Genomic DNA, 14,961 nt, shown 5'->3' with positions numbered 1-14,961 from the left:
AGCACTGTAGACGACAACAAGACAGTGCCAAACAAAGAAGCATGACGAGTCATTGATTGATTTAGTAGTAATTTATTTTTTTTCATATTTATCTCTCTTCTCCTAAATGATAAAGTCTAAAAAAATAACCCAATTGCAAAAACACAATTAATGCTATGACCTATTTTTGATATTAATTCAAATTATTCAGTTCATTTTTGTTCATATACTTATAAAAAAGTCTTATTACTATCATTAAATCATCTATAAAAATGAATAGCAAGCATATCTGTTGTTTTTTTTTTTGATTGACATATTAAGGCATTAATTACTTGATAAAACTCATACTTTAGGAGGATTTATCTCTCTTTTCCTTGTTGTACAATTTATTAGAAGATATATTGAATTTAATATTCTTAACAGACAGGAGAATGAAATGAATAAAGAACATTTTTTAATTGAATTAAAACTTTATTTAAACCAATTATCTAAAGAAGAACGACAAGCTATTCTTGATGCTTATATTCAGATTTTTGATGAAAAATCTGCCCTAGGCTTATCTGAATATGAGATTACTCAAGCTCTTCCTTCCCCCAAAAACATTGCCCAAAATATTTTGGAAAAACTCGGATTAACTTTTGACACTCAGTCTGATTACGAAGATGACTGGATTGAAATAACTCATGACACTACTTATCAGGATGAAGCGTACAATAAATATATCCCTCACAATTCAAGAATGAATCGACTATTCGAAATGTTAGGAATAACACTACTAAATATTATTTTTATGATATGGGTCATCTTACTTATTGCTATTATCCTAATGAGTGGATGGTTGGTTATCGGTATATTTCTTGCTAGTCCCTTATTTAGCCTTTTTATATTAGGAACGGCCATTTCAACATATGCCTGGTTCCAATTCTTTGTTAGTTTAATACTACTTGGTATTGGTTTACTAGGATTCATTATCATAAGACCTATTACTAAAGGGGCTTTCAAATTATTTATGATTTATCATCAATGGTGTTGGTCTGTTTTAAAAGGAGGTTCTACTAAATGAAAAAAAGAACTTTCTTCGCTATAGTTATCGCTATTATTTTTATGATTGTTGGTGGAATAGGAACTTTTATTACGCAAAAAAAACTAGTAAACGAACGTGAAAAAAATACTATTCATAAAAAAATAAAATCTAATAAAAATAAAACTCTCGATATTCATTTTAATACACCAACTAGTGTGACGCTTACCCGTTCAGATAATCAGTACATTTATATGGATAAACAAGGTGTCGACTTCAGATTAGATAATAACAAACAAGCTGATTGGACATTTAAAGAAGAAAAAAATACGTCTTCTTTAACCATTAATAATCCAACAACGAATAAAGAAAATCCGTATCCCTTTGCTATTTTCAATATAAATAACTACACTGATGATACAGTTTACTTACGTATTCCAACACATTACGAAACGGTTACAATTAATGGAAAAAATGTCAATCTATCAATGCATGATTTTTCAATGGATAATATCAAATTAAATATGGAAAATGGTAGTGCATCACTTAGTGGCATTCGTGCTAATCAAGTATCACAACCTAGACAAGACACAGATTTTTCTTTAGATGATTCTAAAATCTCAGAAGAATTATCTGTCAATACGAAACTATATGACATCAATGTATTAAATACAACGGCTAAACTGATGACGCTAACAACAGATATGGGAGATGTTTTCACAGCTAATACAAAAGGTGACTTAAAAATAACAACAGTGGATGGAGACATCTCGATTAATCACACAACAGGAAAATCAGTTGTTGCATCAAAACACGGAGATGTCCTCTTCCATGATAATCATATAGACTTTGATACAGAATTGACGACTATAAATGGGAACATAGATATTGAAACAGATGAATCTTCCATTTCAGATAATAAACTTGATTTTGAAACCACTCTGGGAGATATTTCAATTTTTAATAAAAATTTATCTTCTAATAGAAAATACAAAACAAATAAAGGTAAAATAAGCATTAAAGCAACCAGTAAGAACGGTGAAATTGAAGTGGAAGAACTTGATAGCGATGACACACATTATGATTATGATTAAATCATGTTATAATAAACAGGCTTTGTTAATAAGTTAATAAAGTCTTTTTTTGATTTTAGGAGGTTATATTTATGAAAACATCGAAATTATATTGGTCTTATGCTGCAAGTATTTGTTTGTTACTTTTTGCAGTAATTGCTTACTTCGTCGTATCTAACGAGGCGATACTAAAAGCAATTGATCAGCCCATTCAACAACTTATTAGAGGAACACTCACACCTGAAAAAAATATTTTTTTCAAATATTTTACTAAATTCGGTAATACCGTTACGATTGCCTTATTATTCTTCGTAAGTTTTAGCGTCTTATTTTTTAAATTAAAAGATAAGATAGCTGCTTATTGGCTAGCAATTAATACTGTTATTCTATCAGGTATTGGGAATCTTAGCTTAAAATATCTATTCAATCGTCCACGTCCATCTGTGGAGCACCTCGTTGTGGCGAAACATTCAAGTTTTCCAAGTGGGCATGCTATGGGGAGTATGCTTTTTTACGGAACACTCATCTTTTTAGCCTATAAATATATCGATAATAAAGCGATGAGACTTGTCGTCCAAATTTCATTAGGGATAATTATCTTATTGATTGGCACTAGTCGAATTTATCTTGGCGTTCACTACCCAACAGATATTTTAGGTGGCTACCTATTAGGGGCATGTTGGTTACTGTTTAGCTATCCATACTTTAAAAAATATGATTTTATTCAACGATTTGAAGGGACTAGATAGACGTGTTTACTTACAAAAAAGGAGATTCGAAACGATACTATACTTGGAATGCCGCACTTAGGGAAGTTTTTTCAGAAAAAGTTTTTAAAGTGCCAATCGACGGAGGATTTGATTGCCCTAACCGAGATGGAACAGTAGCACGTGGTGGATGCACATTTTGTAGTGTCTCAGGTTCTGGTGACATGATTATCGCACCAAGTGATCCATTACCTGTACAATTCCGTAAAGAAGTCAACCAAATGCATAAAAAATGGCCAAGTACGACACAATATATCGTATACTTTCAAAATTTTACTAATACTCACGCTCCTCTTGACGTATTAAAACATCGTTTTGAACAAGTAATCAATGAAGAAGGTGTTGTGGGGTTGTCAATTGGTACGCGTCCGGATTGTTTGCCTGATGACGTTGTTGACTATTTGGCTGAGTTAAATCAACGATTATATCTTTGGGTAGAACTTGGTTTACAAACAACTTATGAAGAAACAAGCGACTGTATCAATAGAGCACATGACTATCAAACTTATTTGGATGCTGTTGAAAAACTGAGAAAACACAATATAAATGTCTGCACTCACTTAATTAATGGGTTACCGGGTGAGACCTATGACATGATGATAGAAAATGTTAAACGAACTGTATTAGATTCTGATATTCAAGGAATTAAGCTTCATCTTCTTCACTTAATGTCAAACACCAAAATGGAAAAAGATTACTTTGAAGGTCGATTACAACTAATGACACAAGAAGCATACACAAAACTAACGTGTGATCAACTTGAAATTATCCCACCAGAAATTATTATCCATCGTTTGACTGGAGATGCACCAAGGGAATCGATTATTGGTCCCATGTGGAGCTTACAAAAATGGGAAGTACTCAATGGGATTGATCAAGAGTTAGAAAAACGACAAACCTATCAAGGTATTTATAATGTTAGAAAAGGGGCTCAGGGATATGCTTAAAACAGCTCTTCATTTTAGTCACCAGCTATTAAGTGACTGTGTTCAACCTGGTGATGTGGTCATTGATGCAACTATGGGAAATGGACATGATACAGTTTTTTTAAGCCAATTAGTTGAGAATGAGGGACATGTTTATGCGTTTGACATACAAGAAAAAGCCTTAGAATCGACACGAAAGAAATTAGAAAAGCAAAACATTCAAAATACATCTCTTATTAAAGATGGACATCAAAATGCCCTAACTTATTTACCAGATAACACAATGATTAAGGCTGCTATTTTTAATTTAGGTTACTTACCTCGAGGAGATAAACAAATTACCACAAAGAGTAAAACAACACTATCTGCGATTACTTCGCTACTAACTATCTTAGCAGAAGATGGCAGATTGATTTTAGTACTTTATTCAGGGCATGATGAAGGTATGAGTGAAAAAGAAGAGGTTCTTTCATTTGCTGAAACCCTGTCACAAGATTCCTACTCCGTTTTAACCTATCAATTCATTAACCAAAAAAATAATCCCCCATCAGTCTTATGTATTGAGAAAAAGGAAGCCAAATAATAGGCTCTCTTTTTCTATTTATTTTTTATACAGCTTGTTCATTATTCGTTATTTAAATCAGTTGTTTTGACTAATTAACCAAATAACTATTACATATATATCTTTTGTAGGCTATAATCAAAATTATTATCAGTCAAGGAGTTCGTAAAAATGCAACAAAAATTTAGCCGATTGATGAGCCGTTTTTCATTAAAATCAATTATTATATTTATTGTGCTTCTGACAACGCTTATTTCACTCATATTATCATCCATATACCTTGAACACTATGTTGTTCAAAATGAATACAGATATGCTAAAGATAAAATGTCTACTATAGCTAAAGTTTTTGCTACAGATGAGCAAGTAAAGAATACTCTAATCAACGATGCAACTTCTAAAAATATTCAAGAGCTTTCTTTAGAAATTGCAAAGCTCAGTAACATGGACTTTATTGTCGTACTAGATAAAGAACTTATACGATTGTCTCATCCAGACCCCAATGCCATTGGACAACCTTTTTCTGATTTAGATGATGCTAGAAGAGCGCTTAACGGTGATGCTCATTTTTCTCAAAAAAAAGGAATTCTAGGAGATGGCATTCGCTTTTTTGTTCCAGTAAAAGATGATAATCACCGTATCATAGGAGTAATTTGTGCGGGTATTACCTTAGACACATTACAAAGCGATATTAGTAATATACAAATCAAAGTAGCCTTAATTTTATTAATTGGATTAGTTATAGGTATTATCGGTGCTTTAATTAGTAGTAAAGCCATTAAACATATTCTATTAGATTTGGAACCTGGTGATATTTCTCGTTTAATTCAAGAAAAACAACTCATTAACGATGAAATCAATGAAGGCATTATTGCTATCAATAAAGAGAAAGACATCACTCTGATTAATCAAGCTGCTGTTAATTTATTAACTTCACTAGATTCATCATTTCAACTAGCTGAAAACAACAAAATTGATACTCAATTATATACTGTTTTTTTTAAAAAATGCTTCACATCAAAAGAAAAACAAACTGATCAAGAGTTATTGCTCAATACTACTACTTTCATTGCCACAACTTCACCAGTTATGATTCGCAATGTTTTTAGTGGGGCTGTTGTCACATTTAGAGATCAATCTGAGATGAGTCAACTCATTCATACATTAAGCGGCACACAACAGTACATTGATGCCTTACGCGCTCAAACACATGAATTTATGAATAAAACACATGTCATTATGGGGCTTATTGAACAAGAAAAGTATGACTTAGTCCAAGAATATATTCAACAAATCAGTCATGATTATGAAAAAGAAGTTGGGTACGTTACAGACATCATAAAATCGCCTGCTATTGCTGGTTTTATTCTTGGAAAAATAAATGAAGCAAAAGAACAAACTGTTTCATTAACACTGAATCCAACATCATTTTTACCAGACTTAGAAATGGATAACTATGTGCATCAGATCATTCAAATACTAGGAAATCTACTAGATAATGCCATTGATGCAACAAAAAATCAGCACACTAAACAAATAACTCTTAGTCTATCTTATGAAGTAGAAGGGCATATTTTGATTATAGAAGTGATTGATAGTGGATATGGTATCCAAAGTAATGACATAGATAAGCTCTTTCAAAAAGGGTTTTCTACTAAAGGAGCTGGCAGAGGCTACGGGTTACATGCCATTTACCGCATCGTCAATGAACATGGTGGTTTAATTGATATAACTAATAATAATGACAATACAGGAGCAACGGTCTATATTGAGCTACCTTTAAGCCGAAAAGGAGAAAAAAATGAACGTTCTAATTATTGAAGATGATCCGATGGTTGCTAAATTAAATGCAGATTTTTTAACAAATATTCCCTCTGCTCATATCATCGGAAATTGTCGTTCAACTATTGATGCTATGCCTTTTTTAACAAACTATTCAGTAGATTTAATATTACTAGACAACTACCTACCAACTCAAACAGGCATAGACTTTTTAACTGAATTACGCAAAAAAAATAATCAAGTACCAGTTATTTTCATCACCGCTGCAAACGATATGGAAACCATTCAAAAAGCATTAACTCTTGGGGTTGTAGATTATTTAGTTAAGCCGTTTACTGTTGAGCGGTTTACTTTAGCAATACAAAAAGTGATAAACCAAAAAAAATTAATTAGTCAAATAGATCATGCTAATCAAGAAAGCATTGATGCTTTATTTAACGAACATACGCCTAAACAACCTTCACTTTCCATATCTGCTTCTTTACCAAAAGGACTGGCAAAATTAACCATGGAGAAAGTGCTTAAGAAAATTGAAGATGAGTCACATCCATTTTCAACAGAAGAATTAGCAAAAAAAGTGGGGATTTCACGTATTTCAACTAAAAAATATTTAACATTTCTAGTCGAATCAAAATACCTCACAGAAGATATTGTTTATCAAGAAATTGGACGGCCAATCACACGCTATAAAAAAACATAGAAAAACACCTCCAAAGGGCATTGGAGGTGTTTTTTTTATAGAACGCTGTTAACTGTTTTACCTGATTCTAACACTGAATGGAAATTCTCAAAACTTGTTTCAATCATATTAATTAACGCTTCGTCTGTATTTGACCCTACATGAGGAGTAACCAATACTCTAGGGTAGAGAGAAATTAACTCTTCCACTGTTGGGTCAGGTAAAGGTTGATCCTCACCAAATTGTTTAAAGAATAAATCTTTCTCATTAGCAAATACATCTGTTCCAAATCCTTCTAAATGATTTGTCTTTAACGCTTCTAAAATGGCTTGGTTATCTTGTAATTCTCCACGAGCTGTATTAATTAAGATAGCACCTTTTTTCATTTTACTAATAAATTCAGCATTAATCATCTGATCATTTTCGCCTGGAATATATGGCACATGAATGCTAACAATATCTGATTCTGCTAATAAATCATTTAAATCTGTATAGGTTAAAATCTCTTTTGCTGCATCATTTTCATAAATATCATATCCTAATACTGTCGCACCTAATCCAGCAAATAATTTTGCTTCTGTTAGACCAATTTTACCAGTCCCAATAATTCCCACTTTACAGTTTCTAATTTCTTTACTAAACATCGTATTATCTACAATAAAGTTTTTGTTACTTGTTTTCATTGTCATATAAGCAGTATGTCTTAACAACATCATAGCTAATGTCAACGACAATTCCGCTATAGCATTAGGAGAGTATGATGGCACTCTTGCCACTTCCATGTGATAATCCTTTGCTGCTGCTAAATCAATATGATTAAATCCAACTGTACGTGTAAAGACAAATTTTACACCATGTTCTGACATTTTCTCGATATTTTCTCGATCTGCTACACAATTTCCTCGTAATAAGACTGCATCATGGTTATATGCTGTTTCAATATTGTCATGTGTTAATAATTCTTCAATCAATGTTAAGTCATAGTTATATTTGTTTAAATCATTAAAGTATGCTACTTCATTTGGTCGTACACCGTAACAAGCTATTTTGAATGTCATCTCTATCTCTCTTCTTTCTTAATCATGTTTAATGTTAAAAAATACCCATTTTACTAATCATTTCTAGCACTACAATCCATATTGGTGTCATGACAACAGCTAATACTGTTGAAATAAGAGATGCATTTGAAGCTAGAAGTGGTTTTTTATCAAAACTAATTGCATAAGCAGCCGCTACTGTAGCTGTTGGTGTAGCCATCATGATGACGATTGTTGCTAATGCTTCGTAACTTACTGGTAAAATGTGAGTCATAGTTAAAATCGCTAATAATACAATGTTTATAACTGGCACAAAAATGACTTTCATCACACTGTAATACCAAGATGTTTTGTCTGATGCTGCATCTTTAAAGCTCACTTCACCTAAAGTAGCCCCAATTGATAACCAAGCAAGTGGTGAAGCTAGTCCTGCTAAATAAGTCATTGGTTTAAATAACCAAACAGCTGTTTGATCGATACGTAAGAATGCCACTTGATTAACCACACCTTCAGCATTTGTCACACTAACTTGTGGTAAATATCCTTGGAATACCCAGATGAATAACCCTGCAAACGTTGCAATGACAATTGGGTTTAAAAACATTGTTTTAATATTTTTAAGTTCCATTTTTAATCCACTCATTTTGATGTAGCCGTATGAGTATAAGAAAATTCGGTAACCAATGTTAAAAATTGAAGAAAACATCACACCAATTGGTCCGTAAATTGCACTAACGATTGGAGTGCCAAAAAATGTAGTTGATCCAAAAATAGTTAAAACGCGTAGAGTATCTTGTTTGTCACCTTTGTATTTCATAAATAATGGCTTAGAAACAAAAATTAAAATAATATAAATGACAATACCCCAAATTAAAACATTCATTCCTTGTTTTAATGTTTCACTTTTGATATCTTGCATAAATGCATTAAAGGCCAATGCAGGTAATGCCACACTTAATACAACTTTTGATAAAATTTTTCCTACTTCTGCAGAGAAAATTCCTTTCTTGCGACAAAAGAACCCTAATAAAATAATAAATACTGTTGATGTTATCGCACTGATAATATTCATATCAGTCATGGTTGTTTTAATGACTTCTCCGATATTCATATGTAAATCCTCCATTAATCATTGTGTGTTATATCACAAAAGGTTGCATGCTCCTTTGCTTTACATACACATCATAAAGCTATTATGTGAATAAGTGAACAATCTGTAACTAATGATACTTTTGTAATTTATGTAACCTAAATAATCATTAGTGAAACGCAGTAAAAAAACGTAAAACTTTGTTATACCAACATGAGGTTGTGTTACTTCATTAAACAATAATTTATAAAAAAACTATTTATTCTTTGAAGTATTTTGAATTTATTCGACTTTTGTTTACCAAAACTTTTTATTTGAACACTATAATAAGCCATATAAACAAACAGATTCAAAAAACACTAAAGGAGTGAGAAACATGACAATATCAAATGCTGAAAAACTCAAAGGGATGATCCTTCATCTTAAAAAATTAAAAGAAGACTTGCTTGTTATCTTAGAGAAAGATAGTTCTATCATGGAGTCATTAAAATCTGACCAATATGAAGGTATTTACCAGAATGCTAAATCTCTAGTAAAACAATTAAAAGAAGACTTCAAAAAGCATCCAGAACAGTTTTCTGCTGAAGAGTTAAACTATGCTGAAACGATTGAGCATAATGTCGTTAATCTAGGTCATAATTTACATGAAATTAGTACCAATATTTCTGCTGAAAAACGTAAAAAATTAACTGAAGGTGCTTATCTTAATGTCACTAAAGCACTAGAAGCTGTTGAATCAATGTGATAAAAAGGCCCTATCACTCATTATCTAGAGAGATAGGGCCTCATTTTTATTCTTTTTCTTGGAAATAGTTAAGTACGTAAGAGACAACAACTAATAACAAACCGATTAAAAACACATTATGAATACTATTATATAAAATATCCCTCAAGCCATCAATCAACTCTGTTGGTAATCCTGACGCGGTATTTGGATTAATCAACTCGTTCATCATGTCTTTTGTAGCACCAGGTACCACATTAGATGAAAGTTGATTATCCATTGTTTTATTTAATGCTAAACCAAAAATTGAAATCATAATGGTTTGACCAATTGTTCGTGATAATGTAAAAAATGATGTTGCTACTCCTGTAAATTTTTCAGATACAGACGTTTGAGCTAATACGGTAAGTAACGTCATGCTCATACCAAATCCTATCCCCATGATACCTGAGAATATTAAGAACAATCCGTAAGATGTTCCTTGGCTTGATAAACTCAAAAAGACTGCCCCAACCAATATTGGCAACATACTAATTACAATGGCTAAACGATGATGCCATTTTTTCATCGCTCGTCCCCCAGCAAATGAACCAAACATCCAAATAACTGACATAGGAGCTAATACAATTCCCCCTAAAGCAGCAGATTTCCCCACAACTCCTTGCATCCACATCGGAATGTACACTTCAACACCCATTAAGAAGCCACTAATTAATGCCGCAATTAAGTTAACCAATATAAAGGTGCGATTTTTGAAAAGATCAAGAGAAATAACTGGATCTTGTGCTTTTTTTTCTGTTCTGATAAATAATACCAAACTTAAAATAAAGATTGCAAAAGCAATAATTGTAATTAAGTTAAAGCCATCATTAATTTTTTGAACCCCATATAACAATGATAGCAACATGGTCATCATATAGAAACTACCCATATAATCAATCGGACTTTTCTCAACTTCACGCTTGTCTTCAATCAGGTAAATCCATACTAAAATCATTAAAATAATACCAATTGGTACATTGATTAAGAAAATCCAATGCCAACTAAACGCATCAACGATAAATCCTCCGGCAAGTGGACCAACAATACTGGCAATTCCCCAAGCGGCACTATTTAAACCTAAAACACCGGCACGTTTATCGACTGGATAAATATCCGCAATAATTGTTAAAGATACTGGAACAATAGAACCTGCCCCAATCCCTTGAATCGCACGGAAAATAATTAATTGAATCATATTTTGACTCATGCCTGATAATGCCGACCCAATAATAAAAATAAATACCCCAATCAAATAAATCGGTTTTCGACCAATCTTATCTGCTAATTTACCGTAAATGGGTGTCATCATGGCATTTGTTAATAAATAAATTGAAAATACCCAGTTCATAATACTAATGCCCTTTAATGACCCAACAATCGTTGGCATAGCGGTTGATACAATGGTCCCTTCCACCGCTGTCATAAAAGTAGCGATAAATACGCAAGCAGTGATAATTTTAACATTTGTTTCTCTTTTTTGTTGCATGGTTTCCTCCTCAAAATAATAATCCTTATCAGCCAAAGTACTTGCCAAATAAGGATTATTGTTATTTTTTATTTTGCTAAAAATTGTTTCAAGTCGTCCACTTTATCTGTTTTTTCCCAAGTAAAGTCTTCATCATCACGACCAAAATGACCGTATGCAGCTGTTTTTTTGTAGATAGGACGTCTTAGGTCCAACATGTTTATAATACCAGTTGGTGATAGATTAAACAAGGATCTCACAGCAGCAATCAGTTCTGATTCTTTGTAGTCGCTTGTTCCAAATGTTTCAATCGAAATCGAAACAGGTTGAGCTACCCCAATGGCATAAGCAAGTTGAACTTCACATTTTGTCGCTAGTCCTGCTGAGACGATATTTTTTGCAATATATCTGGCAGCATAACTTGCTGAGCGGTCAACTTTTGTCGCATCTTTTCCTGAGAATGCCCCACCACCGTGGCGAGCGTATCCTCCATAGGTATCAACAATAATTTTTCGACCTGTTAAACCAGAATCTCCCTGAGGTCCACCTATAACAAAGCGACCAGTTGGGTTAATATAGTATTTTGTTTTATCATCAAGTAATTCACTTGGAATCACTTCTTTTATGACTAAATCGGTAACATCTTTTTGAATTTGTTCCAATGTTGTGTCTTCATCATGTTGTGTACTAACAACAATTGTATCCACTCTTAAAGGTTTATCATTCTCATCGTATTCAACAGTCACTTGAGATTTTGCATCAGGACGTAAATAAGGCAACGTGTCATTTTTTCTAAGTTCAGACAATTTTCGAGTGATTCGATGACTTAAAGCAATTGGTAATGGCATTAATTCTGGTGTTTCATCAATCGCAAAGCCAAACATTAATCCTTGGTCTCCGGCACCTAAATCTTCTTCACTAGTTGAGGTTTCACGTGTTTCAAGTGACGCATCAACTCCTTGTGCAATATCTGGTGATTGCTCATCAATCGCAACCATGACAGCACATGTATCACCATCAAATCCATATTTTGCCCGTGTGTAACCAATGTTTTTAATGGTTTCTCTAACAACTTTTTGGATATCAACATAAGCTCTTGTTGTGATTTCACCAAACACTAGCACTAAACCAGTTGTGACACTTGTCTCACACGCTACTCGTGCCATTGGGTCTTTTTCTAGTATCGCATCTAGTATTGCGTCGCTAATTTGATCTGCTACTTTGTCAGGATGTCCTTCCGATACAGACTCTGACGTGAATAATTTTCTTTCTTTCATCTTTCATTCCCCCTAAATATAGTCGGTTACAAGGCATCTTTACACGAGATGTAAATCCTATCGGGAATCTTGCAACATAAGTCAGTATATCAGATTTTTCACTTTTTACCTACATAATTCAACTGATAATCTTGACCTTTTTATGTTATTGCCATAAAGTATTATTATCACTAACATACTAAGGAGACATACTTTGCAAACGAAACTAACTTTGTGGAAAAATATTCCACTAACCTTTTTAATTGCAATTTTACAAACAGTTATTTCATTAATACCAGGCGTTTTATTTTTAAAAAACAGTAGCCATGGTGCCTTAATTTTAAATTATATGATTCTTTATTTATTACTGAGCGATTTTTTTCAACTCGTTGGGAAAAACACTTATAAAAAAGGACGTTCCATGCCTATTGCCATCTATGGATTAAAACTTATCATCAGCGCTGTGTTGATTTACTTGATTATTCGACAAACAGCTATCCAATTCGGGATTATTCTCTTAGCTTATGAATTATTCCAAATGATGATTTTTTCCAAACAGTTTTATTATGTTGACTCGTTATTCTATTCTTTTACCAATGCTTTTTTTAAAGGTATCGTGTTCAATCAACTATTAACTATCAGTTATCCATTTGATTATGATTTTGAACTGATCAAACCGTTTATTTTTTCTTTCCTAATTGTTATATTTTTAACGATTTTCACACAAGGAATGTATTCATACCTGTCAAGACAACCAGTCTTTTTGATTTTAGGTGTCCTTTCCTTGATAGGTATTTATTACTTGGTGATACAACACTACACGTCTCATCAACTAGAAACATGGAAATTAGTATCATTTATTGTTGTGACTCTTCTATCACTGTTCCTATTTATGAAAACAAAAAAAGCCAAAAAGAAAGAGTTTATCCTCAATCTTTTTGCCTTAGCTAGTTTAGTAATTTATTATTTTCAATAAAAATGAGCAAGACAAATTGTCTTACTCGTTTTTTTATTAGTCTTCTTTAATTAATGTTTCAAGTCCAACAATCATCATGTCATTAAATGTCGTTTGACGTTCTTCTGATGTTGTTTCTTCACCAGTAATCATATGATCACTCACTGTCATCAAAGCAAGAGCTTGGACATTGTATTTAGCTGCTAAATAGTAAAGTACTGCTGCTTCCATCTCAACACCTAACACACCATATTCACCTAATTTAAAGACGTCTGAATTATCATCTGAGTAAAACGTATCATTTGATAATACATTTCCAACATGAATATTAAAGCCTTTTTCTTTGGCAATATCATATGCTGTCGTTAATAAATTAAAATCAGCAATTTGCGGGAAATCAAAATTCGGAAAATCTTTACGAATAATCGCTGAATTAGTTGCAGCCGCTTGAGCTAACACTAAATCTCTCACGTGTACATCTTTACGAATCGCACCACATGTTCCAACTCGCATTAATTTTTTCACGTCATACTCGCGAATTAATTCATTCGCATAGATGGCTGCTGAAGGCATTCCCATACCTGTTCCTTGAACCGATATTTTATGGCCTTTGTAAGTACCTGTATAGCCTAGCATGCCTCGAACTTCGTTATAACACTTAGGATCTTCTAAAAATGTTTCGGCGATATATTTCGCTCTTAGTGGGTCTCCTGGAAGTAAAATTTTATCTGCAATTTCTCCCTTTTTTGCTCCAATATGTACGCTCATTCTTCAGTCTCCTTTAAATTAAAGTTTTTCTAGTGTACGTTTAACTAGTTCTTTGAAATCTGCTTTCACTCGTTCTGTTGTCTCGACCACTTCTTCATGATTTAAATTAGCTTGCATACCTGCTGCTAAGTTTGTCACGCATGTGATACCTAATACTTTCATTGACATATGGTTAGCTACAATCACTTCAGGGACAGTTGACATACCAACAGCATCCGCACCCATCACACGTGCCATACGTACTTCTGCTGGTGTTTCATAAGTTGGACCAGAGAATCCCATATAAACACCTTTTTGTAAATGAATAGATAGTTCTTGTGCTACTTTTTTCGTTACTTCACCATATGCTTTGTTATAAGCTTCTGACATATCAGGGAAACGCGGACCTAAGTCTTCTTCGTTTAATCCCATTAAAGGATTGTCACCGGTAAAGTTAATTTGATCGGTAATTAACATCAAATCGCCAGGTGAAAAACTTGTATTTACGCCACCAGCTGCATTTGTTACGATTAATGAATCTGCTCCTAAAGCTTTCATCACTCTCACTGGAAATGTGACAGTCTGCATTGAATGACCTTCATAATAATGAAAGCGTCCTTGCATTGCTAAAACTTTTTTACCAGATAATGTTCCGTAAACAAGTTGTCCTGCATGACCTACAACTGTTGATACAGGAAAATGTGGAATGTCTTCATAAGGAATAACCACGCGATCTGTAATCTCGTCAGCTAGTTCTCCTAAACCTGATCCTAAGATAAGACCAAAATCAACGGCTCCTACCCCTTTTTCTTTAATATGTTGTGATGTTGCTGCTAATTTTTCACTTAATGACATG

Annotated in this window: 15 protein-coding genes and 1 riboswitch; of the genes, 9 read left to right on the top strand and 6 right to left on the bottom strand. The window is 33.1% G+C overall.

Annotated elements, in window-relative coordinates:
• Nucleotides 1-415 precede the first annotated feature (415 nt).
• The 7 genes from BHY08_RS00240 (at nucleotide 416) to BHY08_RS00210 (ending at nucleotide 6,810) form a co-directional block, all read left to right on the top strand.
• Nucleotides 416-1,042 carry a DUF1700 domain-containing protein gene (locus tag BHY08_RS00240; protein WP_071455974.1) on the top strand — a complete coding sequence of 209 codons (627 nt, stop codon included), beginning with the start codon at nucleotides 416-418 and terminating at the stop codon, nucleotides 1,040-1,042.
• Nucleotides 1,039-2,094, top strand: coding sequence for a DUF4097 family beta strand repeat-containing protein (locus BHY08_RS00235; RefSeq protein WP_071455973.1), 1,056 nt, complete (start codon nucleotides 1,039-1,041; stop codon nucleotides 2,092-2,094). The genes BHY08_RS00240 and BHY08_RS00235 overlap by 4 nt, the downstream gene beginning before the upstream one ends.
• A 71-nt stretch (nucleotides 2,095-2,165) precedes the next feature.
• On the top strand, nucleotides 2,166-2,822 hold the full coding sequence (locus tag BHY08_RS00230; protein ID WP_071455972.1) for a phosphatase PAP2 family protein: 657 nt from the start codon (nucleotides 2,166-2,168) through the stop codon (nucleotides 2,820-2,822).
• Nucleotides 2,819-3,787 carry a tRNA modification radical SAM protein MnmL/YtqA gene (gene mnmL / locus BHY08_RS00225; protein WP_071455971.1) on the top strand — a complete coding sequence of 323 codons (969 nt, stop codon included), beginning with the start codon at nucleotides 2,819-2,821 and terminating at the stop codon, nucleotides 3,785-3,787. The genes BHY08_RS00230 and mnmL overlap by 4 nt, the downstream gene beginning before the upstream one ends.
• On the top strand, nucleotides 3,780-4,349 hold the full coding sequence (gene mnmM, locus BHY08_RS00220; protein ID WP_071455970.1) for a tRNA 5-(aminomethyl)-2-thiouridylate-methyltransferase MnmM: 570 nt from the start codon (nucleotides 3,780-3,782) through the stop codon (nucleotides 4,347-4,349). Before mnmL ends, mnmM begins: the two co-directional genes overlap by 8 nt.
• 150 nt (nucleotides 4,350-4,499) lie before the next feature.
• Nucleotides 4,500-6,149 (top strand): ATP-binding protein, encoded by a 1,650-nt coding sequence (locus BHY08_RS00215; RefSeq protein ID WP_071455969.1) that lies wholly within the window; start codon nucleotides 4,500-4,502, stop codon nucleotides 6,147-6,149.
• The gene (locus tag BHY08_RS00210) at nucleotides 6,130-6,810 is read left to right on the top strand and encodes a response regulator (RefSeq protein ID WP_071455968.1); all 681 of its coding nucleotides are present in this window, start codon (nucleotides 6,130-6,132) and stop codon (nucleotides 6,808-6,810) included. Before BHY08_RS00215 ends, BHY08_RS00210 begins: the two co-directional genes overlap by 20 nt.
• A gap of 35 nt (nucleotides 6,811-6,845) precedes the next feature.
• On the opposite strand, the gene BHY08_RS00205 is transcribed toward BHY08_RS00210, so the two are convergent.
• Together BHY08_RS00205 and BHY08_RS00200 are read right to left on the bottom strand one after the other, a co-directional pair.
• A complete protein-coding gene (locus BHY08_RS00205) occupies nucleotides 6,846-7,847 on the bottom strand; it encodes a 2-hydroxyacid dehydrogenase (protein WP_071455967.1) in 1,002 nt (333 codons plus the stop codon).
• A 34-nt stretch (nucleotides 7,848-7,881) separates the two neighbouring features.
• On the bottom strand, nucleotides 7,882-8,937 hold the full coding sequence (locus BHY08_RS00200; RefSeq protein ID WP_071455966.1) for an AEC family transporter: 1,056 nt from the start codon (nucleotides 8,935-8,937) through the stop codon (nucleotides 7,882-7,884).
• 355 nt (nucleotides 8,938-9,292) lie between these two features.
• Between BHY08_RS00200 and BHY08_RS00195 the strand changes: the two genes are divergently transcribed.
• Nucleotides 9,293-9,661: a hypothetical protein gene (locus tag BHY08_RS00195; protein WP_071455965.1), complete on the top strand. Its 369-nt coding sequence runs from the start codon at nucleotides 9,293-9,295 to the stop codon at nucleotides 9,659-9,661.
• 46 nt (nucleotides 9,662-9,707) lie between these two features.
• On the opposite strand, the gene BHY08_RS00190 is transcribed toward BHY08_RS00195, so the two are convergent.
• Nucleotides 9,708-11,168, bottom strand: a complete 1,461-nt coding sequence (locus tag BHY08_RS00190; RefSeq protein ID WP_071455964.1) for an MDR family MFS transporter — start codon at nucleotides 11,166-11,168, stop codon at nucleotides 9,708-9,710.
• A 68-nt stretch (nucleotides 11,169-11,236) separates the two neighbouring features.
• Entirely contained in the window at nucleotides 11,237-12,424 is a 1,188-nt protein-coding gene (gene metK, locus BHY08_RS00185; RefSeq protein ID WP_071455963.1) for a methionine adenosyltransferase, read from the bottom strand.
• Nucleotides 12,422-12,504, bottom strand: a riboswitch (SMK box riboswitch). It overlaps the preceding gene by 3 nt.
• Nucleotides 12,505-12,617: 113 nt before the next feature.
• Here metK and BHY08_RS00180 point away from each other — a divergent pair.
• Nucleotides 12,618-13,379 (top strand): hypothetical protein, encoded by a 762-nt coding sequence (locus BHY08_RS00180; protein WP_071455962.1) that lies wholly within the window; start codon nucleotides 12,618-12,620, stop codon nucleotides 13,377-13,379.
• Nucleotides 13,380-13,415: 36 nt separating this feature from the next.
• Here BHY08_RS00180 and deoD read toward each other — a convergent pair whose 3' ends face one another.
• Both deoD and BHY08_RS00170 read right to left on the bottom strand, forming a co-directional pair.
• A complete protein-coding gene (gene deoD, locus BHY08_RS00175; protein ID WP_071455961.1) occupies nucleotides 13,416-14,126 on the bottom strand; it encodes a purine-nucleoside phosphorylase in 711 nt (236 codons plus the stop codon).
• Between the two features lie 18 nt (nucleotides 14,127-14,144).
• Nucleotides 14,145-14,960 (bottom strand): purine-nucleoside phosphorylase, encoded by an 816-nt coding sequence (locus BHY08_RS00170; protein ID WP_071455960.1) that lies wholly within the window; start codon nucleotides 14,958-14,960, stop codon nucleotides 14,145-14,147.
• Nucleotide 14,961: the final 1 nt, after the last annotated feature.

The organism is Vagococcus teuberi (assembly GCF_001870205.1).
Taxonomy (GTDB): Bacteria; Bacillota; Bacilli; order Lactobacillales; family Vagococcaceae; genus Vagococcus; species Vagococcus teuberi.
Note: the sequence above shows the minus strand (reverse complement) of the source record. Positions and strands in the feature narration are given on the sequence as shown.